Consider the following 22,957-nt stretch of genomic DNA (forward strand, 5'->3'; position numbering starts at 1 on the left):
TCGATGGCATCTCTCCAGTGCAAGCTCCCCAGGCCGCCCCCCAGCCGGCCCAGCGCGTCGTAGCCCCTGCCAACGCCATCTGGAGCCTGACCGTGAGCCATTTCGTCGACCGCCTCAAGTACTTCACCCGTGCCAAAGAGTCATTCGCCGATGGGCACGGCAGTGTTGTCCAAGAAGACCGCAGCTGGGAAAAGGCCTATCGCGACCGGTGGCAGCACGACAAGATCGTGCGCTCGACCCACGGCGTGAATTGCACGGGCTCCTGTTCCTGGAAAATCTACGTGAAGGGCGGCATCGTCACGTGGGAAACCCAGCAGACCGACTACCCCCGCACGCGCGCCGGCATGCCCAACCACGAGCCGCGCGGCTGTTCGCGCGGCGCGTCGTATTCGTGGTACCTGTACAGCGCCAACCGCATCAAGTACCCCATGCTGCGCGGCCGCCTGGCGCGCCTGTGGCGCGAGGCCCGCAAGACCATGGCGCCGCTGGCGGCATGGGAACACATCTGCGCCACCCCGGGGCTGGCCGACGAATACAAGCGCGTGCGCGGCATGGGCGGGTTCGTGCGCGCCACCTGGGACGAAGTCAACGAGCTGGTGGCCGCCGCCAACGTACACACGGTCAAGCGCTACGGGCCCGACCGCGTGGTGGGGTTCTCGCCGATCCCGGCCATGTCGATGGTGTCGTTCGCGGCCGGCAGCCGGTATCTGTCGCTGCTGGGCGGCACCATTCTCAGCTTCTACGACTGGTATTGCGACCTGCCGCCGTCCAGCCCGCAAACCTGGGGCGAACAGACCGACGTGGCCGAATCGGCCGATTGGTACAACTCCAGCTTCATCATGCTGTGGGGCTCGAACGTGCCGCAGACGCGCACGCCCGACGCCCACTTCATGGTCGAGGCGCGCTACCGCGGCGCCAAGATCGTGTCGATCTTTCCCGACTACGCCGAGGGGGCGAAGTTCGGCGACCTGTGGCTGCACCCCAAGCAGGGCACCGACGCCGCGCTGGCGCTGGCCATGGGCCATGTGATCCTGAAAGAATTTCACCTCGAGGGCAAGAGCGAATACTTCCGCGAATACTGCCGCCGCTATTCCGACATGCCCTTCCTGGTGCGCCTGGTGCGGCAGGGCGACCGGTATGTGCCCGAACGCATGCTGCGCGCCGCCGATTTTCCGGACGGGCTGGGGCAGGCCAACAACCCGGCCTGGAAGACCGTGGCTTGCGACGACGCCACCGGGCAGGTGGTGGTGCCGGCCGGGTCGATCGGCTTTCGCTGGGGCCAGCAGGAAGGCGGCGACCAGGGCAAGTGGAACCTGGAAGCCAAGGACGCGCAGGGCGGCGCGGTAACGCTGCGCCTGTCGCTGGTGGGCAGCCACGACGACGTGGTGCCGGTGGCGTTCCCGTATTTCGGCGGCCGCCAGCACGATTACTTCCAGGGCACCGACCACGCCGAGGTGCTCGAGCGCAACATGGCGGTGCGCCGCCTGCAGACCACCGAGGGCGAGGTGCTGGCCGTGACGGTGTACGACCTGCTGATGGCCAACTACGGACTGGACCGCGGGCTGGGCGGCGCCAACGTGGCCGCCTCGTACGACGACGACGTGCCCTATACGCCGGCCTGGCAAGAGCGCATCACGGGCGTCAAGCGCGACGACGTCATCACCGTGGCGCGGCAGTTCGCGCTGAACGCCGACAAGACCCAGGGCAAGTCCATGGTGATTCTGGGGGCGGGCCTGAACCACTGGTATCACATGGACATGGCCTACCGCGGCATCATCAACCTGGTGGTGATGTGCGGCTGCGTGGGGCAGTCGGGCGGCGGCTGGTGCCACTATGTGGGCCAGGAAAAGCTGCGGCCCCAGACCGGCTGGACCACGCTGGCGTTCGGCCTGGACTGGTGCCGTCCGCCGCGCCACATGAACGGCACGTCGTTCTTCTACGCGCACACCGACCAGTGGCGCTACGAGCGGCTGAAAGTGTCCGAGATCCTGTCGCCGCTGGCCGACCCGGGCGCGTTCCAGGGCTCGCTGATCGATTTCAACGTGCGCGCCGAGCGCATGGGCTGGCTGCCGTCTGCGCCGCAGCTGCAGACCAACCCGCTGCAGGTGGTGCGCGACGCGCGCCAGGCGGGGCAGGAGCCCGCGGCCTACGCCGTGCAGGCGCTGCGCGACGGGCGCCTGAAACTGTCCTGTGAAGACCCCGATCATCCCGACAACCATCCGCGCAACATGTTTGTGTGGCGTTCCAACCTGCTGGGTTCGTCGGGCAAGGGCCACGAATATTTCCTGAAGCACCTGCTGGGAACCGAGCACGGCGTGCAGGGCAAGGACCTGGGCCAGGCCGGCGAAGACAAGCCGCAGGAAGTGGCCTGGCATGACGAGGCGCCGCGCGGCAAACTCGACCTGCTGGTGACGCTGGACTTCCGCATGTCCACCACCTGTGTGTATTCCGATGTGGTGCTGCCCACCGCCACCTGGTACGAAAAGAACGACCTGAACACCTCGGACATGCATCCGTTCATCCACCCGCTGTCGGCCGCCGTCGACCCGGTGTGGGAATCGCGCAGCGACTGGGAAATCTACAAGGGCATCGCGCGGGCGTTCTCGGCCATCGCCGAGACCGAACTGCCCGCCGCGCAAGACCTGGTGCTGACGCCGCTGCAGCACGACAGCCCCGCCGAACTGGGCGACCCGTACGACGTGCGCGACTGGAAGCACGGCCAGGCCGAGATGATTCCCGGCAAGACCATGCCGTCGATGGCGGTGGTAGAGCGCAACTACCCGGGCCTGTACAAGCAGTTCACGTCGCTGGGGCCGCTGACGCGCAAGCTGGGCGTGGGCGGCAAGGGCATCAACTGGCCGGCGGGTGACGAATGCGACCTGCTGGCGCAGCTGAACTACCAGGTGGACGAGCAGGGCGTCAGCCACGGCCTGCCGCGCCTGGACACCGACATCGACGCGGCCGAGACCATCCTGGCGCTGGCGCCCGAGACCAACGGCCACGTGGCGGTGAAGGCCTGGCAGGCGCTGTCGGCCATGACGGGCCGCGACCACGCGCACCTGGCGCTGCCGCGCGAGCACGAGAAAATCCGCTACCGCGACCTGCAGGCGCAGCCGCGCAAGATCATCTCGTCGCCGACCTGGTCGGGGCTGGAATCGGATCATGTCAGCTACAACGCCGGCTACACCAATGTGCATGAGCTGATTCCCTGGCGCACCCTGACAGGCCGCCAGCAGCTCTACCAGGACCACACCTGGATGCGCGCCTTCGGCGAAGCGCTGTGCGTGTACCGCCCGCCGGTGGACACCAAGTCGATCACGCCCATGCTGGAAGAGCGCTACGGCAATGGCAACCCCCAGGTGGTGCTGAACTTCATCACCCCGCACCAGAAGTGGGGCATCCATTCCACCTACACCGACAACCTGATCATGCTGACCCTGTCGCGCGGCGGGCCGATATTGTGGGTGTCGGAAAAAGACGCCGCCCGCGCCGGCCTGGTGGACAACGACTGGATCGAGGCCTACAACGTGAACGGCGCCCTGGTGGCGCGGGTGGTGGTCAGCCAGCGCGTGCCCGAAGGCATGACCATGATGTACCACGCGCAGGAAAAGATCGTGAATGTGCCTGGCTCGGAAATCACCGGCGCGCGCGGCGGCATCCACAATTCGGTGACGCGCGCGGTGCTCAAGCCCACCCACATGATCGGCGGCTACGCCCAGCTGTCGTACGGGCTGAATTACTACGGCACGGTGGGTTCCAACCGCGATGAATTCGTGATCGTGCGCAAGATGAACCAGATCGACTGGCTGGAAAGGCCGCGTGCGGCCCAACCCGAAACCCCCCACGTCTAGGAGACAGGCATGAAGGTGCGTGCGCAAATCGCAATGGTGCTGAACCTGGACAAATGCATCGGCTGTCATACCTGTTCGGTCACCTGTAAAAACGTCTGGACCTCGCGCGGCGGCATGGAATACGCCTGGTTCAACAATGTGGAAACCAAGCCCGGCATCGGCTACCCCAAAGACTGGGAAAACCAGAAGCGCTGGAACGGCGGCTGGAAACGCACGGCGGCGGGCAAGATCGAGCCGCGCCAGGGCGGCAAGCTGCGGCTGCTGGCCAATATCTTCGCCAATCCCAACCTGCCCGAGATCGACGACTACTACGAGCCGTTCACGTTCGACTACGAGCACCTGCACAACGCGCCGGAACTGCAGGCCGCGCCCACGGCGCGGCCGCGCTCGCTGATCACCGGCCAGCGCATGGAAAAGATCGAGTGGGGCCCCAACTGGGAAGAGATCCTGGGGGGCGAGTTCTCGAAGCGCTCTCAGGACTACAACTTCGAAGACGTGCAGAAAGACATCTACGGGCAGTTCGAGAACACCTTCATGATGTACCTGCCCCGGCTGTGCGAACACTGCCTGAACCCCAGCTGCGTGGCCAGCTGTCCGTCCGGGTCGATCTACAAGCGCGAGGAAGACGGCATCGTGCTGATCGACCAGGACAAGTGCCGCGGTTGGCGCATGTGCGTGTCGGGCTGCCCGTACAAGAAAATCTACTACAACTGGCAAAGCGGCAAGGCCGAAAAGTGCATCTTCTGCTATCCGCGCATCGAGGCCGGCCAGCCCACCGTGTGTTCCGAAACCTGCGTGGGCCGCATCCGCTACCTGGGCGTGCTGCTGTACGACGCCGACCGCATCGAGCAGGCCGCGTCCGTACAGGACGAGAAAGCCCTGTACGAGGCCCAGCTGGGCGTGTTCCTGGATCCGGAAGACCCGGCCGTGATCGCGCAGGCGCTGGCCGACGGCGTGCCGCAGGGCTGGCTGGACGCGGCGCGCCAGTCGCCCACCTACAAAATGGCGGTGCAGTGGCGCATTGCCTTCCCGCTGCATCCCGAATACCGCACGCTGCCCATGGTGTGGTACGTGCCGCCGCTGTCGCCGATCCAGTCGGCAGCCAATAGCGGCCACATCGGCGCCTTCGGCGAAATTCCCGATGTGCGCTCGCTGCGCATCCCGCTGCGCTACCTGGCCAATATGCTGACCGCCGGCGACGAGGCGCCGGTGGCGCTGGCGCTGGAGCGCCTGCTGGCCATGCGCGCCTTCATGAGGGCCCGCACGGTCGACGGCGAAGAGCGCGGCGACATCCTGAGCCAGGTGGGTTTAAGCACGGCCCAGGTCGAGGACATGTACCGCTACCTGGCCATCGCCAACTACGAAGACCGCTTCGTCATCCCGACCTCGCATCGCGAGTATGCCGAAGACGCCTTCGACATGCGCGGCGGCTGCGGCTTCTCGTTCGGCAATGGCTGTTCCGACGGCGTATCGAAGGGCAGCCTGTTCGGCAACAAGCCGCGCGGCAACGAGCAGCAGGTGGTGTTCATGGAAGTGCAGCGCGACAAAGTGGCGGGGTAGCGCAATGACGACCCAGCCTTCCGCCGCCGCGCCCGGCGTGTCCGTCTACAGCGTGCTGTCGGCCCTGCTGGCGTATCCCGACGCCGACCAGCTGGCGGCGCTGCCCGAGTTGCGCGCCGCCCTGGACGCGCCGCGCCGCGCCCAGCTGGCCCCGGTGTTCGACCTGCTGGGCGGCAACGGCGACCTGATCGCCCTGCAGGAACAGTATGTGGCCACCTTCGACCGGCGCCCGGCGCATTCGCTGCACCTGTTCGAGCATATCCACGGCGAGTCGCGCGACCGCGGCCAGGCCATGGTGGACCTGCGCGAGGAATACCTGCGCCACGGGCTGCTGCTGGACACCAGCGAGCTGCCCGACTACGTGCCGCTGTTCCTGGAATTCCTGGGCCAGATCGCGCCCGCCGACGCGGCGGCGCTGCTGGGCGACGCCATTCATGTGCTGGCGCGCATCGGCGACAAGCTGGCCGAAAACGGCAGCCCCTACGCGGCGGTGTTCGGCGTGCTGCGCACGCTGACCGACATCGTGCCCCGGCAGCTGCCCGAGCCGCCGGAAGGCGAGATGGAAGAAACCATGGTCACCTTCGGCCCCGGCGCCGACGGCACCGAGCCGGCGCTGCGCGCCCGCGGCCAGGCGGCCCAGCCCGTGCACTTTTACGAAACCGACCCCCGGCGGACGCAGGCGGCGCCCCAGGCCGCGCAAGGAGAGCGACATGGCTGATCATGTGCACTATTTCTTCTTTGGCGTGTACCCGTACATTGCCCTGGCGGTATTCCTGCTGGGCAGCCTGGCGCGCTTCGAGCGCGAACAGTACACCTGGAAAAGCGATTCCAGCCAGCTGCTCAAGCGCGGCGCGCTGCGCTGGGGCAGCAACCTGTTTCACCTGGGCATCATCGCGCTGTTCTTCACCCACCTGGTGGGCCTGTTGACGCCGCCGGCGGTGTACCACGCGCTGGGCCTGTCCACGCATGCCAAGCAGGCCATGGCCGTGTTCGTGGGCGCGATACTGGGCATCGTATGCATGGTGGGCCTGCTGATCCTGATCTACCGGCGCATTTCCGAGCCCCGCCTGCACGCGACCTCGCGGTTTTCCGACTGGCTGACGCTGTTCTGGATACTGATCGTGCTGTCGCTGGGCCTGCTGTCCATCCTGACCTCGGCCAAGCACGAAGACGGCGCGCTGATGGTGCTGCTGGGCGAATGGGCGCAGCGCATCGTCACGTTCCGTTCGGGCGCCGCCGACATCATGCAAGGCGTGCCCTGGGTGTACCAGTGGCACATGGTGCTGGGCATGACGCTGTTCCTGATCTTTCCGTTCACGCGGCTGGTCCATGTATGGAGCGGCTTCGCCTCGGTGGGCTACCTGACCCGGGCCTGGCAGCTGGTGCGGTCGCGCTGACCGGAGGGACGGACATGATCTCGGTGAACGGCGTTGCCATCGACGAAACCCGGCTGCAGGCAGAACTGCCGCGCCACCAGCACGAACCCGACCCCGAGCAGAGCGCCAGCCATGAGCTGGTGCTGCGCGAACTGCTGCTGCAGCGGGCCCGCGCCCTGGGCGTGGCCCAGGGCGACGACGATGCCGCGGTGCGGGCGGTGCTGGCCGCCGAAGTGCGCACACCCAAGGCCGACCAGGCCGCCTGCCGCCGCTACTACGAACAGCATCCCGGGCAGTTCATGAGCGGGGCGCTGGTCGAAGTGTGGCACATCCTCTTCCAGCTGACGCCGCGGGTCGACCCGCAGCGCCTGCGCGCGCGGGCCGGCGAGGTGCTGCAGGAAGTGCATCGCGCCGCGCCCGACGCCTTCGCCGGCTATGCGCGCCAGTATTCCAACTGCATGTCGGCCCAGGAAGGCGGCCGGCTGGGCGATATCGGCCGCGGCGATACGCTGCCCGAGTTCGAGCAGACCGTGTTCGCCATGCCGGCCCACACGCTGCTGGATCGCCTGGTGCAGACGCGCCACGGCTTCCATATCGTACGCACCGGCCGCAAGGTCGAAGGCACGCTGATGGCATTCGACGCCGTGCACGCGCGCATCGCCGCCTGGCTGGCGCAGGCCTCGGAACGCCGCGCCACGCACCAGTACCTGCAATGGTTGGTGGGCCAGGCGCGCATCGAGGGCCTGGACATGCCCGGCGCCGACTCGCCGCTGCTGCAGTAAGCCGATTCCCTTCCGTCTCGACTGGAGAGCTCGATGAGCAATCACCCCAGGGCCTACGCGGTGTTGTACAGCAGCACGTTTGCTTTCATGGTCTGCTTCGTGGTGTGGATGATGTTCGGCGTGCTGGGTATCCGCATCCGCCAGGAACTCGGGCTGAACGCCTTCCAGTTCGGCCTGCTGACGTCCACCCCGGTGCTGACCGGCGCCGTCTTCCGCCTGCCGCTGGGTATATGGACCGACCGCTACGGCGGACGGGTGGTGATGACGGTGCTGCTGGTGGGCTGCGCGATCCCGGTGTACCTGGTCAGCTACGCGCAGGAGCTGTGGCAGTTTCTGCTGATCGGCCTGTTCCTGGGGCTGGTGGGGGCCTCGTTCGCGGTGGGCACGCCTTATGTGTCGCGCTTTTTCTCGGCCGAGCGCAAGGGCTTCGCCATGGGGTTCTTCGGCGCCGGCACGGTGGGCGCGGCGGTCAACCTGTTCATCACGCCGGTGCTGCTTGAAACCTACGGCTGGCGGGCCGTGCCCAAGATCTACGCGGTGGCGCTGCTGGTGACGGCGGTGCTGTTCTGGTTCGTGGCGGCGCCCGATCCCGGGGCCGGCAAATCCGGCGGCAAGTTGCTGGACCAGTTCAAGGTGCTGAAGAACCCCCGCGTATGGCGCTACTGCCAGTATTACTCGATTACCTTCGGCGGGTTCACCGCGCTGTCGTTGTGGATTCCCCAGTATTTCCAGGCCGAATACGGCCTGGCCCTGGTGGCCGCCTCGGCGCTGGCGGCCGGTTTTTCCCTGCCGGGGGCGGTGCTGCGCGCTGTGGGCGGCGGCCTGGCCGACCGCTACGGCGCGCACAAGATGACCTGGTGGTGCCTGTGGGTGGCCTGGATATGCCTGTTCATCCTGTCGTACCCCAACACTACGCTGACAGTGCAGACCCTGCACGGCTCGGAGTCCTTCCACATCTACCTGCCGATCTGGCTGTTCACGCTGCTGCTGTTCGTGCTGGGGGCGATGTTCGCCTTCGGCATGGCTTCCACGTTCAAGTACGTGGCGGACGATTTCCCCGAGAACATGGGCGTGGTGACCGGCATCGTGGGCCTGGCCGGCGGGCTGGGCGGGTTCCTGCTGCCGCTGTTGTTCGGCGCCATGGCCGACGCGCTGCAGATCCGCTCCAGCTGCTTCATGCTGCTCTACGGCGTGGTGTGGGTGTCGCTGATCGTGATGTACCTGGGCGAGGTAAGGCGGGTGGAGATCTCGGGCGAGGTGGCGCCGGAACGCTGATTCCGGCCGTCGCCAGGTGTCTGACACCCTGCGGGTGTCAGACACCTGATAATACCGGCAGGCTCAAGTCCGCGCCGACACCGCCCGCAGGTATTGCACCGGCCATTCCGCCTGCGCGTCCAGCTCGGCCGCCGCCCGCAGCGGCCAGTAGGGGTCCCGCAGCAGTTCGCGCGCCAGCAGCACCATGTCGGCGCTGCCATGGCGCAAGATCTCTTCGGCCTGCGCGGCCTGGGTAATCAGCCCCACCGCGGCGGTGGCAATATCGGCTTCGCGGCGGATCTGGTCGGCAAAGGGCACCTGGTAGCCCGGCACGGCCTGCCCCTGCGAGCCCGGCACGATGGATCCGCTGGAGCAATCCACCAGGTCCACGCCCAGGGCCTTCATGCGCCGCGCCAGCTCCACCGACTGCGCCACGTCCCAGCCGCCTTCCAGCCAGTCGGTGGCCGACAGCCGCACGAACAGCGGCAGGTCGCGCGGCCAGGCTTCGCGCACCGCGGCCGCCACCCGCAGCGGCGCCCGCGCGCGCCCGTCGAACGAGCCGCCGTAGGCGTCGGTGCGCCGGTTGCTCAGGGGCGACAGGAACTGGTGCATCAGGTAGCCATGGCCCATGTGCAGCTCTACCACCTGCATGCCGGCGGCGCGGCTGCGCTGCGCCGCCGCGGCGAAATCGTCGACCACTTGCGCGATGTCGGCCTCGCTCATTTCGGCGGGCAGCGGATAGACATCGTTGAAGGGCACGGGGCTGGGCGCGCGCACCGGCCAGCCGCCCTGTTCCGGCGGCACGGCCTGGCGGCCCTGCCAGGGCACTTGCGTCGAGCCCTTGCGGCCGGCGTGGGCCAGCTGGATGGCGGGCACCGCGCCCTGTTCGGCGATGAATTGCGCAATGGGCGCCAGCGCGGCCGCGTGCGCGTCGCTCCAGATACCCAGGTCGGCCGGGCTGATGCGGCCCGCGGCCGACACGGCCGAGGCTTCCACCATGACCATGCCCGCGCCGCCCACCGCGCGGCTGCCCAGGTGCACCAGGTGCCAGTTGCTGGCCAGGCCGTCGCGGCACGAATATTGGCACATCGGCGCCACGCCGATGCGGTTCTTGAAGACGACGCTGCGCAGTTGCAGCGGGGTAAACAACAGACTGGGCATGCTCAGTTCACTGTAACGTGGGCGTTGTGCACGACTTCGCGCCATTTGGCGGTTTCGCTGGCCAGGTACTTGCCGAACTCGGCCGGCGTGCCGCCGCGCGGTTCCAGCCCCATTTCGGCAAAGCGTTTGCTCAGCGCATCGCCGCGCAGCGCGCGGTTGATTGCCTGGTTCATGGCGTCGACCACCGCGGCCGGCGTGTCGCGCGGCGCCACCATGCCATACCATGGCGTCACATCGTACCCGGGGGCGCCGGCTTCGGCCAGCGTGGGCACATCGGGCAGCACCGGCACGCGCCTGGGGCTGGTAACGCCCAGCGCGCGCACCTGGCCCGATTCGATGCGCGGCAGGGCCGCGCCCACGCCGTCGATCATGACGGCCACCCGGCCGGGAATCAGGTCGCTGTAGGCGGGGGCGGTGCCTTTGTACGGCACGTGCGCCATGTCCATGCCCGTCATGTAGCGCAGCACTTCGGTGGCCAGGTGCGCCGAACTGCCGGCGCCGGCCGATGCATACGACAGTTCGCCGGGATGCGCCTTGGCATACGCGATCAGTTCGCCCAGCGTCTTGAACGGCGACTGCGCGCTGGCCAGCAGCACGTGCGGCGCCGCCGCCACCAGCGCCACCGGCGCGAAATCGCGCAGGTTGTCGTACGGCAGGTTCTTGTGCAGGCTGGCGTTCACCGCCAGCACGCTGAACGGCGCCATCATGTAGGTATAGCCGTCGGGCGTGGCCTTGGCGGTGGCGTCGGCGCCGATGATGCCGCTGGCGCCGGGCCGGTTTTCCACGATGACCTGCTGGCCCAGTTCGCCCGTCAGCTGTTCGGCCACCGCGCGCGTCATCAGGTCCAGCGTGGCGCCGGCCGAAAAGGGCACGATGATGCGTATGGGGTGCTCGGGATAAGCGGCGCGGGCGGCGGGCAGCATGGCGCCGGCAGCCAGCAGACAGGCGCAGGCGCGCAGCAGGCGGCTCCACGGCCGCGAGGCGTGTGTATTCATCTTGGCTCCTCTTAGTGGGGCTCCGGCGGAATGCCGGGGCCGTGCGCCTGTGGCCGGCGCTGTTCTCCGGCGGCAGTATAGGAACGCGTCCGGCCCCGGCATAGGGCCGGATCAAGAACTTGATGTTTCCGCTGTGGAAACTATGGCGGCCCGACGCCGGTCCAGTCGGGCCGCCTGAACCATTCCTTCAGGAAGTCCAGGAAGGTGCGCACCCGCAGCGGCAGGTTGCGCCGGCTGGGAAACACGGCGTAGATGTCCAGCCCGGTGGGCCGGTACGCCGGCAGCACGATGTCGAGCCGCCCATGCCGGATGTCGTCGGCCACCATGTAGGTGGGGTGCATCGAAATGCCGTGGCCCAGCAGCGCCGCGTGGCGCAGGGGTTCGCCGAAGTTGGCGCGGATGGTGCCGCCCACGCGCACCGAGTACGGCTTGCCCTTGGCGTCCCGGAAGGTCCAGGTGTTGGTGGGCGCCTTCAGTGCATGCACCATGCAGTCGTGCGCGGCCAGGTCGGCCACGCCGGCGGGGCGGCCGCGCCGCTTCAGGTAGGCGCGGGTGGCCACCAGCACCTGGGGCGCCACGGCCAGCCGATGCGCCATCTGGCTGGTGTCTTTCAGGCCCGAAGCAATGCGCACCGACATGTCCAGCCCTTCGGCCACCAGGTCGGTGCGGCCGTCGTCCAGGTACAGCACCACCTGGATGTCGGGGTGCGCGGCGGAAAACGCCGTGATCACCGGCACCAGGTGGAACGCGCCGAACGACGGGGGCGTGCCCACCCGCAGCATGCCCTTGGGCTCTTTGGCCGAGCGCCGCGCCGCGGACTCGACGTTCTCGACGCGCTCGAGCAGTTCGCGGCCGTTTTCCAGCAAGGCCAGCCCGGATTCGGTCAGGCTGACGCTCTTGGTGGTGCGCATCAGCAGCTGCACGCCCAGGTGGTGCTCCAGCCAGTTCACGTGCTTGGTCACGTTGCCCTTGGCCATGCCCAGGCGCTGCGCGGCCCCCGAGAAGCTCAGGCCCTGGGCCACTTCGATGAACACTTCAATGCAGCGCAGCTTGTCCATGGCGGCGTCCGTTTGTTTTCAATCGGGAAACGATGATTTTCCGATCCGATTCTATCCCGGCCGGGCGGGCGTCGATACACTGCCCTTCGATTGCCGATGCCGGATTGCCGGCCGCTGTATCCCGACGATGCCGACCATGCCGAGTGAACCCGACCGCTATATCCACCAGGCCCTGCGCACCCGCCTGGTGTTCGGCCCCGGCGTGCTGGCCGAGGCCGGGCGGGAACTGGCCGCGCTGGGCTGTCGCCGGCCGCTGCTGCTGACCAGCAGCCGGGCGCGCGCCATGCCGGCCTACGCCGCGTTGCGCGCCGCGCTGGCCGGCGCCGACTGCGCCGAAAGCGGCGACGTGCCCGCGCATTCTTCGCCAGAAACGGTGCAGGCCGCGGCGCGCGAGCTGGCCGCGCACGGCGCCGACTGCCTGGTGGCCTTCGGCGGCGGCAGCGTGGCCGACACGGCCAAGGCGGCCGCCCTGCTGGCGGCCGAAGGCGGCGAACTGGCCGCGCATGCCTCGCGCTTCACGCCGCCCGCCACTGTCCATATGCCGCCGCTGCTGCGCCCCAAGCTGCCCATTCTGGCGGTGCCGCTGACGGCATCCGGCGCCGAGGCCACGCCGTCATTCGGTATCCGCACCGACGCGGGCGAAAAGCTGCTGTTCTGGGATGCGCAATTGGCCAGCCGGGTAGTGCTGCTGGACCCGCAACTGAACGCGGCCATGCCCGCCGCGGTCATGCTGGAGACCGGCATGAACGCGCTGGCCCATTGCATCGAGGGCCTGTATTCCAGGCAGGGTTCGCCCATTGCCACGGCATTGGCCCTGGACGGCGCGCGGCGGCTGCGCGGCGCGCTGCGCCGGGTGGCGGCCAGCCCCGGCGACGTGCATGCGCGCGGCGAGCTGCTGGGGGCCGCGCACGTGGCCGGCATGGTGCTGGCCTCGGCGCGCAGCTGCCTGCACCACGCCTTGTGCCATGTGCTGGGCGCCAGCAGCGGAGCGGCCCACGGCGCCCTTAATGCGGTGATGCTGCCGCATGCGCTGCGCTACAACCTGCCCGCCGCGCGCGAGCCGCTGGCCGCGCTGGCGGCGGCCTGGTCGGCCGGCGCGCAGGCCGAGGCCGCCATCGGCCAGGTGGCCGCGCTGCAGGCCGAGCTTCGGGTGCCGCGGCGGCTGCGCGACCTGGGCATCGCGCGCGGCCTGCTGCCGCAGGTGGCCCGGCGCGCGCTGCGCGAGCGCGGCCTGGCCTGCAACCCGCGTCAGGTGGGCGGGGCCGACGAACTTGAAGCCTTGCTGGATGCCGCCTGGTAGCGGCGCCGGCCAGTTCTATTACGGAGAGAGCAATGTTGAACGTCGTCGAAAGCGGATACAGCCTGGGCGCGCGGGTGGAAGGCCTGGACTTGTCGCGGCCCATGGCGCCAGAGACCTTCCGGCAGGTTGAAAGCCTGCTGGGCCGCTACGGAGTACTGAGTTTTCCCCGCCAGGCCCTGACGCCGGCGCAGCTGAAAGCCTATGCGCAGCAGTTCGGCACGCTGGAGGTCAACGTGGCCAACAGCTACCAGGAGCCCGGCCTGCCCGAGGTGATGATCCTGTCGAACAAGGTCGAGAACGGCAGGCCGGTGGGCCTGGCCGACGCCGGGCAGGACTGGCACACCGACATGTCGTACAGCCGCATGATCGCCTTTACCAACATCCTGTACGGCATCGAGATTCCGATGCGCGACGGCGAACCGCTGGGCTGCACCGAGTTCTGCAACATGCACGCCGCCTACGACGAACTGCCCGATGCGCTGAAGCAGAGGCTGGACGGCATGACGGTGCTGCACGATTTCAACAAGTTCTGGGAACGCATGCGCCAGGAAAAGGGCAGCACCCGTCCGCCCCTGACCGAAGCGCAGCGCCGCGCCAAGCCGCCGGTGTCGCACCCGGTTTTCCTGACGCATCCCATTACCGGGCGCAAGGTGCTGTACGCCAACCCCGGCTATTCGATGCGCATCAACGAACTGCCGCCCGACGAAAGCGACCGCACGCTGGAATTCCTGTTCCGGCACCAGCTGCAGGACAAGTTCCGCTACCGGCACCGGTGGAGCGTGGGCGATGTGCTGATGTGGGACAACATGGGCACCATCCACAACGCGGTGGCCGACTATGCACCGCACGAGCATCGCCTGATCAAGCGCTGCCAGGTCATGGCCGACCGATTTTTCGGCGAGGTGGCGCCATGAAGCTGGTCAGCTATCGCGGCGCCGGCGGCCGGCCCGCCGTGGGGGCCGTGCGCGACGGCCGCGTGCTGGACCTGGGCGGCTGGCTGGGCGATGTGGTGCCCGATGCCGCCGCGCAGGCCTGCCTGGCGCAGGCGGGGCTGCTGCCGGCCGCGCACGGCATGCTGCGGCTGCTGCAGGGCGGCCCGCGGGCGCTGGACGATTTGCGGCGCCATCTGGCCGGCCGGCCCGCCGACGATGGCGGACCGCGGCTGGCCGACATCGAACTGCTGGCGCCGGTGCCCCGCCCGGGCAAGATCGTGGCGGTGGGGCGCAACTACGCCGATCACGCCAAGGAAACCGGCGTCGGCCCATTCGAACAGCCCCGCATCGTCAGCAAGCTGCCGTCCAGCGTGTGCGCGCCGGGGCAGGCCGTGCCGCGGCCGGCCGGCGTGGCCAAGCTGGACTTCGAGGCCGAACTCGCGGTGGTGATCGGGCGCCCGGCGCGCGCCGTGGCCGAGTCCGACGCGCTGGCCTGCGTGGCGGGCTATACGGTGCTGGACGATGTCAGCGCGCGCGAATTCCAGTTCGACGTGTCGCCGGCCCAGACCACGTTCGCCAAAAGCATGGACAGCTTCGCGCCCATGGGGCCGTGGCTGGTCACCGCCGACGAGGTGGGCGACCCGCAGGCGCTGACGGTGCGCAGCTGGCTGAACGACGAACTGATGCAGCAGGCCAGCACCGCCGACATGCTGTTCCCGGTGGCGACGCTGATCGCCTATGTGTCGCGCTACATGACGCTGGAGCCGGGCGATGTGCTGGCCACCGGCACGCCGGCCGGCATCGGCGCGTTCCGCGACCCGCCGCGCTATCTGCAGCCGGGCGACCGGCTGCGCATGGAGGTGTCGCGCGTGGGCGTGCTGCAGCACTCGATCGCGCCCTGACCAGGTAGTACCTGCATAACACCAACAACCACCAAGGAGAGACCCATGAGCAGACCCATCATCCGGGCGGCCTGCGCCGCCCTGTTCGCCGCCGCGGCGCTGCCCGCCGTGCCGGCCTCGGCCGACAGCTATCCCACCCAGCCGGTGCGCATGATCGTCGGCTTCGCGGCGGGCGGCCCCACCGATGTCATCGCGCGCCTGCTGGCGCAGGACATGAGCCAGACGCTGGGCCAGTCGGTGGTGGTGGAAAACAAGACCGGCGCCAATTCGCTGATCGCCACGCGCGAGGTGGCGGAGGCGCCCGCCGACGGCTATACCGTGCTGTTCGCCTCGCTGTCGCACAACGTCAATTGGCTGCTGCTGGGGGACAAGGCCGGCTACGACCCGCTGAAAGACTTCGCGCCCATTTCCAACGCGGCGTCGCTGCCCATGGTGGCGGTCACCGCCTACGATTCGCCGATCCGTTCGATGCAGCAGCTGATCGACCAGGCGCGCGCCAAGCCCGACAGCATCAGCTATGGCTCGGCCGGCAACGGCGGCTCGGCCCACCTGGCCGCCGCCATGATGGGCACCATGGCGCACCTGAAGATGCTCCACGTGCCGTTTCGCGGCAATGGCCCGGCGCTGACCGAGGTGATGGCCGGGCGAGTGTCGTTCATGTTCTATCCCATTATCGGGGTGGCCGAGAACGTGCAGGCCAAGCGCGTGCGCGTGCTGGCGCTGGGCAGCCCCGAGGCCCGCGCGGATTTTCCCGGCGTGCCGGCTATGTCCGACATCGGCTTTCCCGACTTCCAGGACACGGCGCCGTGGGTCGGCCTGCTGGCGCCGGCCGGCGTGCCCGATGCGGTGGTGCGGAAGCTGAACCAGGCCATGGTGCACGCGTTGAAACAGCCGCAGATCCAGTCGCGCCTGAAAGACCTGGGGGCGCTGGCCATCGGCGACAGTCCGCAGCACTTCCGCGACTTTCTGCTGCAAGACCAGAAGCGCTGGGCCGCCGTGATCAAGGCGGCCGGCATTTCGGCCCAGTAGGCGCCATGGCCACAGCAGCAAGCCGCGCCCAGAGTATCGAAGACTTGCGGCGCATCGCGCGGCGCCGCCTGCCGCGCGCCATCTTCGATTTTTTCGATGGCGGCGCGGAAGACGAGCTGGCGCTGGCGGGCAATTGCGCCGCCTTCGCCAGGCTGCGCCTGGCGCCGCGCGCGCTGGTGGATGTGTCGCAGGTGCAGACGCAGGCCGACGTGCTGGGCGGCCCGGCGGCGCTGCCGCTGGCGGTGGCCCCTACCGGCGCCGTGGGCTATGGGCGCCCGGGCGGCGACATTGCCATCGCGCGCGCCGCGGCAGCTGCGGGCGTGCCGTACACCTTGTCGACCTCGGCCACCGCGTCGATCGAGCAGATTGCCCGGGCGGCGCCAGGCCGCCTGTGGTTCCAGGCGTACATTTTGCGCAACCGCGAATTGCTGGACGCGCTGATCGCCCGCGCCCGCGCCGCCGATTATGAAGCGCTGATGATCACGGTAGACCTGCCGGTGGGCGGCAAGCGCGAGCGCGATGCCCGCAATCACCTGTCGTTTCCGTTCCGCTATACCGCGCGCAATGTGCTGGACTTCGGCAGCCGGCCCGCCTGGGCGCTGGCGATGCTGCGCCGCGGCCTGCCGGTGATGGAAAACCTGAAGGGGCTGGAGGCGCCGGCCGCCAGCGCGACCCGGCTGGCTTCATCGGTGGGCCGCAGCTACGATCCTTCGTTCGACTGGAGCCGCCTGCGGGCCATTCGCGACGCGTGGCCGCGCAAACTGATCGTCAAGGGCATCCTGCGCCCCGACGATGCCGAACGCCTGGTGGCGCTGGGTTGCGACGCGGTGGTGGTGTCCAACCATGGCGGGCGCCAGCTGGACAGCGCCGCGGCCACGCTGGATGCCTTGCCCGCCGTGGTGCGGGCCGTGAATGGCCGCGTGCCGGTGCTGGTGGACGGCGGCGTGCGGCGCGGCGCCGACCTGCTGAAAGCGCGCGTGCTGGGCGCGCAGGCGGTGCTGGTGGGCCGCGCCACGCTGTGGGGCGCGGTGGCCGCAGGCCAGCCCGGCGCCGAGCGCGCCCTGGCCATCCTGCGCGACGAACTGCAGCGCACCATGCAGCTGTGCGGCGCACAGAACGTGGCCGACATCGGCGCCGATCTGCTGTTCCAGCCTTGATGCGCCGCCCAGGTGTCAGGCTCCGCAAGGTGCCTGACACCGAAGTAAGCCGCAGCCGTCTCAGTCGTACGGTGTCCGACACCCTGCGGGAGCCAGACACCTAGACACCTAGACACCTGGCCGCAATCCTGGCACAGCAGGACGTGGCCGGCGGCCGGTGACAAGCGGTAATGGCGGCCCTACGCGGCAGCGTCGGCGCCCCACTCTTGCACGAAAGTATCGCGGAACGCGCGCAGCCAGGCCAGCCGCGATTCGGCCAGGGTGCGCGCGGCCGCCGTGTGCATGGCGGCGGGCAGGGCGGCCAGCTTGACTTCGATGTGGTCCAGCGCATAGGCGCGGTCGTCCAGCGGACGCGCCCGCGCCAGCGGGTCGGCGGGATGCGCGAAGGCCGAGCCCATGCGGCCGGCCGTGTAGAACAGTCGCGCCAGGCCCACTGCGCCCAGCGCGTCGAGCCGGTCGGCATCCTGCACGATCCTGGCTTCGATGGTGGTGGGCGCGATGCCGGCCGAAAAACTGTGGGCCTCGATGGCGTGCGCCACCGCATCCAGCCTGCCGGCGGGAAAGCCGGCGCGCGCCAGCTGATCGCGCGCCTGCGCGGTGGCCATGCGCGAAGCCTGGGCGCGTTCCGGATGGTTCTTGGGAAGATTGACGAGGTCGTGCAGATAGCACGCGGCCTGCACCACCAGCGGGTCGGCTTCGGGATGGCTGGCCAGCAGGTTGCGCGCCAGCTGCCAGACGCGGTGCAGGTGGTTCAGGTCGTGCGCGCCGTCGTCCTGGCTGTCCGCCGTGGCAATGGCGATCAGGCGGGGCGTCCAGGCGGCAAGAAGATCGGGCATGAAGCGTTCCAGTCAGGGGGACAGAACCCGCGATGCTGCGGGCGAGCCGCAAGCATACGCTGCCCGCGGCCGAAGGCCGGCCGCGTCCGGGATGACCCCGGCTTGACCCCCAATCTACTAGTAGGTAACAATCGCGGCATGAATACCGCCACTACCCGCGAACAGCTCCTGGGCCATGCCCAGGCCCTTATCCGGCAGCGAGGCTACAACGGCTTCAGCTACCGGGACCTGGCCGACCGGGTGGGGGTCAAGACGGCCAGCATCCATTATTACTTTCCCTGCAAAGACGACCTGCTCATCGAGGCCATCGACAACTATGCCGCGCACGTCGCCGGCCTGGTGCAGGGCATCGACGCCACGCTGCCCGCCAAAGAGCGGCTGGACCGCTACGCGGCGCTGTTCGAGGGCGGGCCCACCGATCAGGTGTGCCTGTGCGGCATGCTGGCGGCCGATTTCGCCTCGCTGTCCGACCGGGCGCGCCAGTCGCTGCAGGGGTTCTTCTGCATGCACGAAACCTGGCTGGCCCAGGTCATCGCCGATGGCCAGCGCGACGGCACCCTGAAGTGGTCGGGCTGCCCCGACGCCGCCGGGCGCTGCCTGTTCGCGGCATTCCAGGGCGCTCTGATGGGGTCGCGCCTGTTCCAGAACCCGGCCCGGCTGCACGACGTCGTGGCTTCGGTGCAGGGCCGGCCCGCGGCCCACTGATCCCTGTCGCCTAGTCCGGCCTGATGCCGATGCGGCGGTGCGCGCAGCGGCCCTGCGCGTCCACCGCCACGGTCACCGGCATGTCGCGCACTTCGAATTCATAAATGGCTTCCATGCCCAGGTCGGCAAAGGCCACCACGCGCGCGGCCTTGACCGCGCGCGCCACCAGATAGGCGGCTCCGCCCACCGCGCTCAGGTAGGCGGCCCGCGCATCGCGGATGGCGTCGACGGCCTGCCGGCCGCGCTCGGCCTTGCCGATGGTGACCAGCAAGCCTGTCTGCGCCAGCAGCTCGGGCATGAATTTGTCCATGCGCGTGGCGGTGGTCGGGCCGGCGGGGCCGACCGCTTCATCGCCGACCGCATCGACCGGCCCCACGTAATACAGGGCGCGGCCGCGCAGCGCCACCGGCAGGGGCGCGCCCTGGCGCAGCAGGTCGGACAGCCGTTTATGCGCGGCGTCGCGCGCGGTCAGCAGGCGCCCCGACAGCAGCAGCTGCTGGCCGGCGCGCCAGCCGGCCACCTGCCGCGGCGTCAGGGCGTCCAGGTCGACGCGCGTGCCGGCCAGCGGCATGGCGTCGGGGATGCCGTCCCACAATGCCGGATCGGCCGGCGTGAACACCGCCGGGCCGGCGTCGCCCTGTTCGAACGACACGTGACGCGTGGCGGCGCAGCCCGGCACGATGGCCACCGGCAGCAGCGCGGCATGCGAGGGCAGGGCCGCTACCTTGACGTCCAGCACCGTGGTGTCGCCGCCCAGGCCCTGGGCGCCGATGCCCAGCGCATTGATGCGCTGGTACAGGTCCAGGCGCAACTGCTGCTGCGCGTCGGCGGCGCCGCGCGCCTGCAGGGTATGGATGTCGATGGGCTGGAACAGGGCCTGCTTGGCCGCCTGCATGGCCTGTTCGGGCGTGCCGCCCACGCCCACGCCCAATACGGCCGGCGGACACCAGCCCGCGCCCATGCCGGGCAGCTGGGCCACCACCCAGTCGGCCACCGAATCGCTGGGGTTCAGCATCGCATAGCGCGCCTTGGCGTCGCCCCCGCCGCCCTTGGCGGCCACGGTGATGTCCAGGCGGTCGCCCTCTACCAGCTCGACCTGCACGATGGCCGGGGTGTTGTCGCGCGTATTGGCTCGCCGGCCCAGCGGGTCGCGGATCATCGAGGCGCGCAGCGGGTTGGCGCGGCAGGTGTAGGCGCGCGCCGCCGCCCGGTCGGCCAGCGCCTGCAGGCTGGGCGTGCGAGGCTGCCCGGCGGCCTGGATGCGCACGTCCATGCCCATTCTGAAATACACGTGCGCCAGGCCCGTGTCCTGGCAGACGGGCCGCCGCGCCTGTGCCGCCAGTTTGCTGTTGACCAGCAGCTGCAGCAGGGCGTTGGCGGCCGGGGCATGCGTCTCGGCCTGGTAGGCGCGCTTGAGCGCCTGGACGAAATCCGCCGGATGGTGGTGGCTGATGAACTGCAGCGCGTTGGCGATGCTGTCGACAATGTGCTCGGCCTCGATAAGACGCATGCGCGGACTCCGGTAAGCGTGGCGCCTACTGCAGGCTGATGCCGGCTTTCTTGATGACCTGGGCCCAGCGCGCGCCTTCGTCTTTCGTGTGCTGCTGCAGGGCCTGCGGGGCGTAGTCGCCGTCGGCCAGCAGCAGGATGCCCTGGTCGCTCATCTGGCGGGTGAAGTCCTGGTTCTGCATGGCCCGGCGATACGCGGCATACAGGGTGTCGATCATCTTCGGCGGCGTGCCGTGCGGCGCGTACAGGCCATACCAGGTCGACACCTGGAAGCCCGGGATGGCCTGCGCGCCGATGGCCGGCACGCCGGGAAACTGCGCCATCGGCTTGGCCGCGGTCAGCCCCAGCGCGCGGACCTTGCCGCCGCGCGTTTGCGGCAGCGAGGTGTTGGTCTGGTCGAACATGGCGTCCACCTGCCCGCCCATCAGGTCGTTCAAGGCCGGCCCCGCGCCTTTGTAGGCAATGGGCGTGATCTCGATATCGGCCTGGCTGGCGAACAGCGACGCCACCAGGTGCGAGGTCGAGCCCACGCCGGCATTGCTGAAGTTCAGCTTGCCGGGGTTGGCCTTGCCGTGCGCGATCAGCTCCTGCACGCTGCGATAAGGCGAATTGGCGCCCACCAGCAGCACCAGCGGGGTGTCCGGAAAGCGGAATACGGCGTCGAAGTCCTTGACCGGGTCGTACGGCAGGCGCGGGTACAGCGTAGGCGCGGCCGCCATGTAGCCGATGTGCCCCACCAGGAAGGTGTAGCCGTCCGGCGTGGCGCGCGCCACGCGGGTGGCGCCGATGGTGCCGCCCGCGCCCGGCACGTTTTCGATCAGGATGGTCTGCTTGAGCTGCTTCGAGACTTCGTTGGCGATATTGCGCGCCATGGCATCGGTGGGGCCGCCGGCCGAGAAGGGCACGATCCAGGTGATGGCGCGGTCGGGATAGGCGGCATCCGCCGCCAGGGCGGCGGGCGGGGTCAGGACGAACGCGGCCGACAGGGCCGCAAGCCATTTATTCACTGTTGTCTCCGGGTTATAAATGTACGATCTATAGTAAAAGTACGTACATATTAAAAGGCCGCGGAGCCAACGTCAACCTGTGCCGGCCAGGCCCGCCGGCCGGGCGGCAGCAGATAGAATGGCGTGTCGTCCCTACCTTGCCGCCTCATGCCGATCTCGCTCTATACCCGGATATCCGAAGAACTTGCGCGCCGCATCGCGAACCACGAATATCCAGTGGGCAGCCTCATCCCCGCCGAGAACGCGCTGGCCGAAGAGTTCGGCGCCAGCCGGCATACCGTGCGGGCCGCCTTGCGGCAGCTGCAGGACCTGGGCCTGATCGCGCGGCGGCGCGGCAGCGGCACCACGGTCGAGGCCGCAAGCCCCAAGTCCGGATTCAGCCAGTCGCTGGCGTCGCTGGAAGACCTGGTCCAGCTGGCCGCCCGCACGCCGCGGCACATCCAGAAAATGCAGGAAATCGTGGCCGACATCGAGTTGGCCGCGCAGCTGCGCGTGGGCGCCGGCACGCGCTGGCTGCGCATCAGCTCCACGCGCGGCGAGACGGGCCAGCCGCCCATCGTCTGGACCGATCTATATGTAGACGCGCACTACCGGGGCATACGCAAGCTGGCGCAGCAGTTTCCCGACCGCCTGGTGTCGGAACTGATCGAAAGCCATTACGGGCGGCGCATCGCGGCGGTCGAGCAGACCATCGATGCGCGGGCGATTCCGGCCGCCATTGCGCGCGAGCTCGGCGTGCCGCCCGAGTCGCCGGGCCTGTTCATCTTGCGCCAGTATCGCGACCAGGCCGGCAAAGTGGTCGAAGCTTCTGTTTCGTACCACCCCGCCGGCCGCTACCAGTTTTCTTTCACGCTGATTCGTGAAGGCTGAGCGTGGCGGGCAGCAGGTCTTCCACGCGCTCGCTGTTCTTGAACAGGCGCGCGCTGACCAGGCTGCCCTGCAGCGCCGCGAAAGTCGAGCGCGCCGCGGTGCGCAGGTCGCCGGGCACGCGCAGGCTGCCCTCGCGCGCGCCTTGCTCCAGCACCTGGGCCAGCCAGTCTTCATTGGCGCGATAAAAATCCTGCACGGCCTGCCGCACGCCGGCGGGCAGTGAGGCCAGCTCGGCCGCCAGCGCGGCCGCCAGGCAGATGCGTTCGGTGCCGCAGAAGGCCTGCCGGTGCACGTCGACATAGGCGCGCAGCTTGGCGTCGGCGCTCAGGCCGGCGTCGATGGCCTGTATGGCCGCCTGCCAGCGCGCGTGGTATTGCTGCACAACGGCCATCAGCAAGTCTTCTTTCTGCGGAAAGTAATAGTGGATGCTGGATGTCTTGATGCCGATCAGCGCGGCCAGGTCGCGGTAGCTGAAGCCGTTGCAGCCGCGCTCCTGGATCAGGCGCTGGGCATGTTGCATGATCTGTGTGCGGGTGGTTTCGGTGTTCATGTCGGGAATGCTTCCGGGTGGCAAAGGGGCTGAAGGGCTCCTGTCAGTCAAAGAAAAGAAAAAGAACAAGGCGGGCCGCCATGCCGGGGGCAGGGCGGCGCCGCGGGGCGAAACATGCGCCGT

20 protein-coding genes are annotated in these 22,957 nt (G+C 68.9%); 13 read left to right on the plus strand and 7 right to left on the minus strand.

Annotated elements, in window-relative coordinates:
• Positions 1-92: 92 nt before the first annotated feature.
• Genes J2P76_RS00185 through J2P76_RS00210 form a run of 6 tightly spaced genes read left to right on the plus strand, consistent with a single transcriptional unit; the run spans position 93 to position 8,844 of the window.
• On the plus strand, positions 93-3,851 hold the full coding sequence (locus tag J2P76_RS00185) for a nitrate reductase subunit alpha (RefSeq protein ID WP_207409062.1): 3,759 nt from the start codon (positions 93-95) through the stop codon (positions 3,849-3,851).
• A gap of 9 nt (positions 3,852-3,860) precedes the next feature.
• Positions 3,861-5,411, plus strand: a complete 1,551-nt coding sequence (gene narH, locus J2P76_RS00190; protein WP_207403621.1) for a nitrate reductase subunit beta — start codon at positions 3,861-3,863, stop codon at positions 5,409-5,411.
• 4 nt (positions 5,412-5,415) lie between these two features.
• Positions 5,416-6,129 carry a nitrate reductase molybdenum cofactor assembly chaperone gene (gene narJ, locus J2P76_RS00195; RefSeq protein WP_207403623.1) on the plus strand — a complete coding sequence of 238 codons (714 nt, stop codon included), beginning with the start codon at positions 5,416-5,418 and terminating at the stop codon, positions 6,127-6,129.
• Entirely contained in the window at positions 6,122-6,808 is a 687-nt protein-coding gene (gene narI, locus J2P76_RS00200) for a respiratory nitrate reductase subunit gamma (RefSeq protein ID WP_207403625.1), read from the plus strand. Before narJ ends, narI begins: the two co-directional genes overlap by 8 nt.
• A gap of 14 nt (positions 6,809-6,822) precedes the next feature.
• A complete protein-coding gene (locus tag J2P76_RS00205) occupies positions 6,823-7,569 on the plus strand; it encodes a peptidylprolyl isomerase (protein WP_207403627.1) in 747 nt (248 codons plus the stop codon).
• Between the two features lie 33 nt (positions 7,570-7,602).
• The gene (locus J2P76_RS00210; RefSeq protein WP_207403629.1) at positions 7,603-8,844 is read left to right on the plus strand and encodes an MFS transporter; all 1,242 of its coding nucleotides are present in this window, start codon (positions 7,603-7,605) and stop codon (positions 8,842-8,844) included.
• Positions 8,845-8,907: 63 nt separating this feature from the next.
• Here J2P76_RS00210 and J2P76_RS00215 read toward each other — a convergent pair whose 3' ends face one another.
• From J2P76_RS00215 to J2P76_RS00225, 3 genes are all read right to left on the minus strand, one after another.
• Positions 8,908-9,984: an NADH:flavin oxidoreductase/NADH oxidase gene (locus J2P76_RS00215; RefSeq protein ID WP_207403631.1), complete on the minus strand. Its 1,077-nt coding sequence runs from the start codon at positions 9,982-9,984 to the stop codon at positions 8,908-8,910.
• 2 nt (positions 9,985-9,986) lie between these two features.
• A complete protein-coding gene (locus J2P76_RS00220; RefSeq protein WP_207403633.1) occupies positions 9,987-10,979 on the minus strand; it encodes a tripartite tricarboxylate transporter substrate binding protein in 993 nt (330 codons plus the stop codon).
• A 140-nt stretch (positions 10,980-11,119) separates the two neighbouring features.
• Positions 11,120-12,037, minus strand: a complete 918-nt coding sequence (locus J2P76_RS00225) for a LysR family transcriptional regulator (RefSeq protein ID WP_207403635.1) — start codon at positions 12,035-12,037, stop codon at positions 11,120-11,122.
• 136 nt (positions 12,038-12,173) lie between these two features.
• Here J2P76_RS00225 and J2P76_RS00230 point away from each other — a divergent pair, with 136 nt between their 5' ends.
• From J2P76_RS00230 to J2P76_RS00250, 5 genes are read left to right on the plus strand one after another with little or no spacing between them, the layout of a single operon-like run.
• Positions 12,174-13,337: an iron-containing alcohol dehydrogenase family protein gene (locus J2P76_RS00230; RefSeq protein WP_207403637.1), complete on the plus strand. Its 1,164-nt coding sequence runs from the start codon at positions 12,174-12,176 to the stop codon at positions 13,335-13,337.
• 32 nt (positions 13,338-13,369) lie between these two features.
• Positions 13,370-14,251: a TauD/TfdA dioxygenase family protein gene (locus J2P76_RS00235; protein ID WP_207403644.1), complete on the plus strand. Its 882-nt coding sequence runs from the start codon at positions 13,370-13,372 to the stop codon at positions 14,249-14,251.
• Positions 14,248-15,171, plus strand: a complete 924-nt coding sequence (locus tag J2P76_RS00240) for a fumarylacetoacetate hydrolase family protein (RefSeq protein WP_207403646.1) — start codon at positions 14,248-14,250, stop codon at positions 15,169-15,171. Before J2P76_RS00235 ends, J2P76_RS00240 begins: the two co-directional genes overlap by 4 nt.
• Before the next feature lie 45 nt (positions 15,172-15,216).
• Positions 15,217-16,200: a tripartite tricarboxylate transporter substrate binding protein gene (locus J2P76_RS00245; protein ID WP_207403649.1), complete on the plus strand. Its 984-nt coding sequence runs from the start codon at positions 15,217-15,219 to the stop codon at positions 16,198-16,200.
• A 5-nt stretch (positions 16,201-16,205) separates the two neighbouring features.
• Complete coding sequence (locus tag J2P76_RS00250) at positions 16,206-17,357, plus strand: alpha-hydroxy acid oxidase (protein WP_207403651.1); 1,152 nt, start codon at positions 16,206-16,208, stop codon at positions 17,355-17,357.
• Positions 17,358-17,536: 179 nt separating this feature from the next.
• On the opposite strand, the gene J2P76_RS00255 is transcribed toward J2P76_RS00250, so the two are convergent.
• The gene (locus tag J2P76_RS00255) at positions 17,537-18,193 is read right to left on the minus strand and encodes an HD domain-containing protein (protein ID WP_207403652.1); all 657 of its coding nucleotides are present in this window, start codon (positions 18,191-18,193) and stop codon (positions 17,537-17,539) included.
• Positions 18,194-18,331: 138 nt separating this feature from the next.
• On the opposite strand from J2P76_RS00255, the gene J2P76_RS00260 reads away from it, so the two are divergent.
• Complete coding sequence (locus J2P76_RS00260) at positions 18,332-18,898, plus strand: TetR/AcrR family transcriptional regulator (RefSeq protein WP_207403654.1); 567 nt, start codon at positions 18,332-18,334, stop codon at positions 18,896-18,898.
• 10 nt (positions 18,899-18,908) lie between these two features.
• Here J2P76_RS00260 and J2P76_RS00265 read toward each other — a convergent pair whose 3' ends face one another.
• Both J2P76_RS00265 and J2P76_RS00270 read right to left on the minus strand, forming a co-directional pair.
• Complete coding sequence (locus J2P76_RS00265) at positions 18,909-20,408, minus strand: fumarate hydratase (protein ID WP_207403656.1); 1,500 nt, start codon at positions 20,406-20,408, stop codon at positions 18,909-18,911.
• A 25-nt stretch (positions 20,409-20,433) separates the two neighbouring features.
• The gene (locus tag J2P76_RS00270) at positions 20,434-21,414 is read right to left on the minus strand and encodes a tripartite tricarboxylate transporter substrate-binding protein (protein WP_207403658.1); all 981 of its coding nucleotides are present in this window, start codon (positions 21,412-21,414) and stop codon (positions 20,434-20,436) included.
• A 147-nt stretch (positions 21,415-21,561) separates the two neighbouring features.
• Here J2P76_RS00270 and J2P76_RS00275 point away from each other — a divergent pair, with 147 nt between their 5' ends.
• Positions 21,562-22,284 carry a GntR family transcriptional regulator gene (locus J2P76_RS00275; protein ID WP_207403659.1) on the plus strand — a complete coding sequence of 241 codons (723 nt, stop codon included), beginning with the start codon at positions 21,562-21,564 and terminating at the stop codon, positions 22,282-22,284.
• Here the strand turns inward: J2P76_RS00275 and J2P76_RS00280 are convergent.
• Positions 22,262-22,834 carry a TetR/AcrR family transcriptional regulator gene (locus tag J2P76_RS00280; RefSeq protein WP_207403660.1) on the minus strand — a complete coding sequence of 191 codons (573 nt, stop codon included), beginning with the start codon at positions 22,832-22,834 and terminating at the stop codon, positions 22,262-22,264. The genes J2P76_RS00275 and J2P76_RS00280 overlap by 23 nt on opposite strands.
• Positions 22,835-22,957 lie beyond the last annotated feature (123 nt).

Source organism: Bordetella petrii, from assembly GCF_017356245.1.
GTDB lineage: Bacteria > Pseudomonadota > Gammaproteobacteria > Burkholderiales > Burkholderiaceae_B > Bordetella_A > Bordetella_A petrii_D.

Excerpts from the sequence above, each read along its gene's own strand:
- J2P76_RS00245 (WP_207403649.1), top strand. The coding sequence starts at position 15,217 with ATGAGCAGACCCATCATCCGGGCGGCCTGCGCCGCCCTGTTCGCCGCC.
- J2P76_RS00255 (WP_207403652.1), bottom strand. The coding sequence starts at position 18,193 with ATGCCCGATCTTCTTGCCGCCTGGACGCCCCGCCTGATCGCCATTGCC.
- J2P76_RS00280 (WP_207403660.1), bottom strand. The coding sequence starts at position 22,834 with ATGAACACCGAAACCACCCGCACACAGATCATGCAACATGCCCAGCGC.
- J2P76_RS00215 (WP_207403631.1), bottom strand. The coding sequence starts at position 9,984 with ATGCCCAGTCTGTTGTTTACCCCGCTGCAACTGCGCAGCGTCGTCTTC.
- J2P76_RS00205 (WP_207403627.1), top strand. The coding sequence starts at position 6,823 with ATGATCTCGGTGAACGGCGTTGCCATCGACGAAACCCGGCTGCAGGCA.
- J2P76_RS00210 (WP_207403629.1), top strand. The coding sequence starts at position 7,603 with ATGAGCAATCACCCCAGGGCCTACGCGGTGTTGTACAGCAGCACGTTT.
- J2P76_RS00220 (WP_207403633.1), bottom strand. The coding sequence starts at position 10,979 with ATGAATACACACGCCTCGCGGCCGTGGAGCCGCCTGCTGCGCGCCTGC.
- narH (WP_207403621.1), top strand. The coding sequence starts at position 3,861 with ATGAAGGTGCGTGCGCAAATCGCAATGGTGCTGAACCTGGACAAATGC.
- J2P76_RS00225 (WP_207403635.1), bottom strand. The coding sequence starts at position 12,037 with ATGGACAAGCTGCGCTGCATTGAAGTGTTCATCGAAGTGGCCCAGGGC.
- J2P76_RS00230 (WP_207403637.1), top strand. The coding sequence starts at position 12,174 with ATGCCGAGTGAACCCGACCGCTATATCCACCAGGCCCTGCGCACCCGC.
- J2P76_RS00275 (WP_207403659.1), top strand. The coding sequence starts at position 21,562 with ATGCCGATCTCGCTCTATACCCGGATATCCGAAGAACTTGCGCGCCGC.
- J2P76_RS00250 (WP_207403651.1), top strand. The coding sequence starts at position 16,206 with ATGGCCACAGCAGCAAGCCGCGCCCAGAGTATCGAAGACTTGCGGCGC.
- narI (WP_207403625.1), top strand. The coding sequence starts at position 6,122 with ATGGCTGATCATGTGCACTATTTCTTCTTTGGCGTGTACCCGTACATT.
- J2P76_RS00260 (WP_207403654.1), top strand. The coding sequence starts at position 18,332 with ATGAATACCGCCACTACCCGCGAACAGCTCCTGGGCCATGCCCAGGCC.
- narJ (WP_207403623.1), top strand. The coding sequence starts at position 5,416 with ATGACGACCCAGCCTTCCGCCGCCGCGCCCGGCGTGTCCGTCTACAGC.
- J2P76_RS00240 (WP_207403646.1), top strand. The coding sequence starts at position 14,248 with ATGAAGCTGGTCAGCTATCGCGGCGCCGGCGGCCGGCCCGCCGTGGGG.
- J2P76_RS00235 (WP_207403644.1), top strand. The coding sequence starts at position 13,370 with ATGTTGAACGTCGTCGAAAGCGGATACAGCCTGGGCGCGCGGGTGGAA.
- J2P76_RS00265 (WP_207403656.1), bottom strand. The coding sequence starts at position 20,408 with ATGCGTCTTATCGAGGCCGAGCACATTGTCGACAGCATCGCCAACGCG.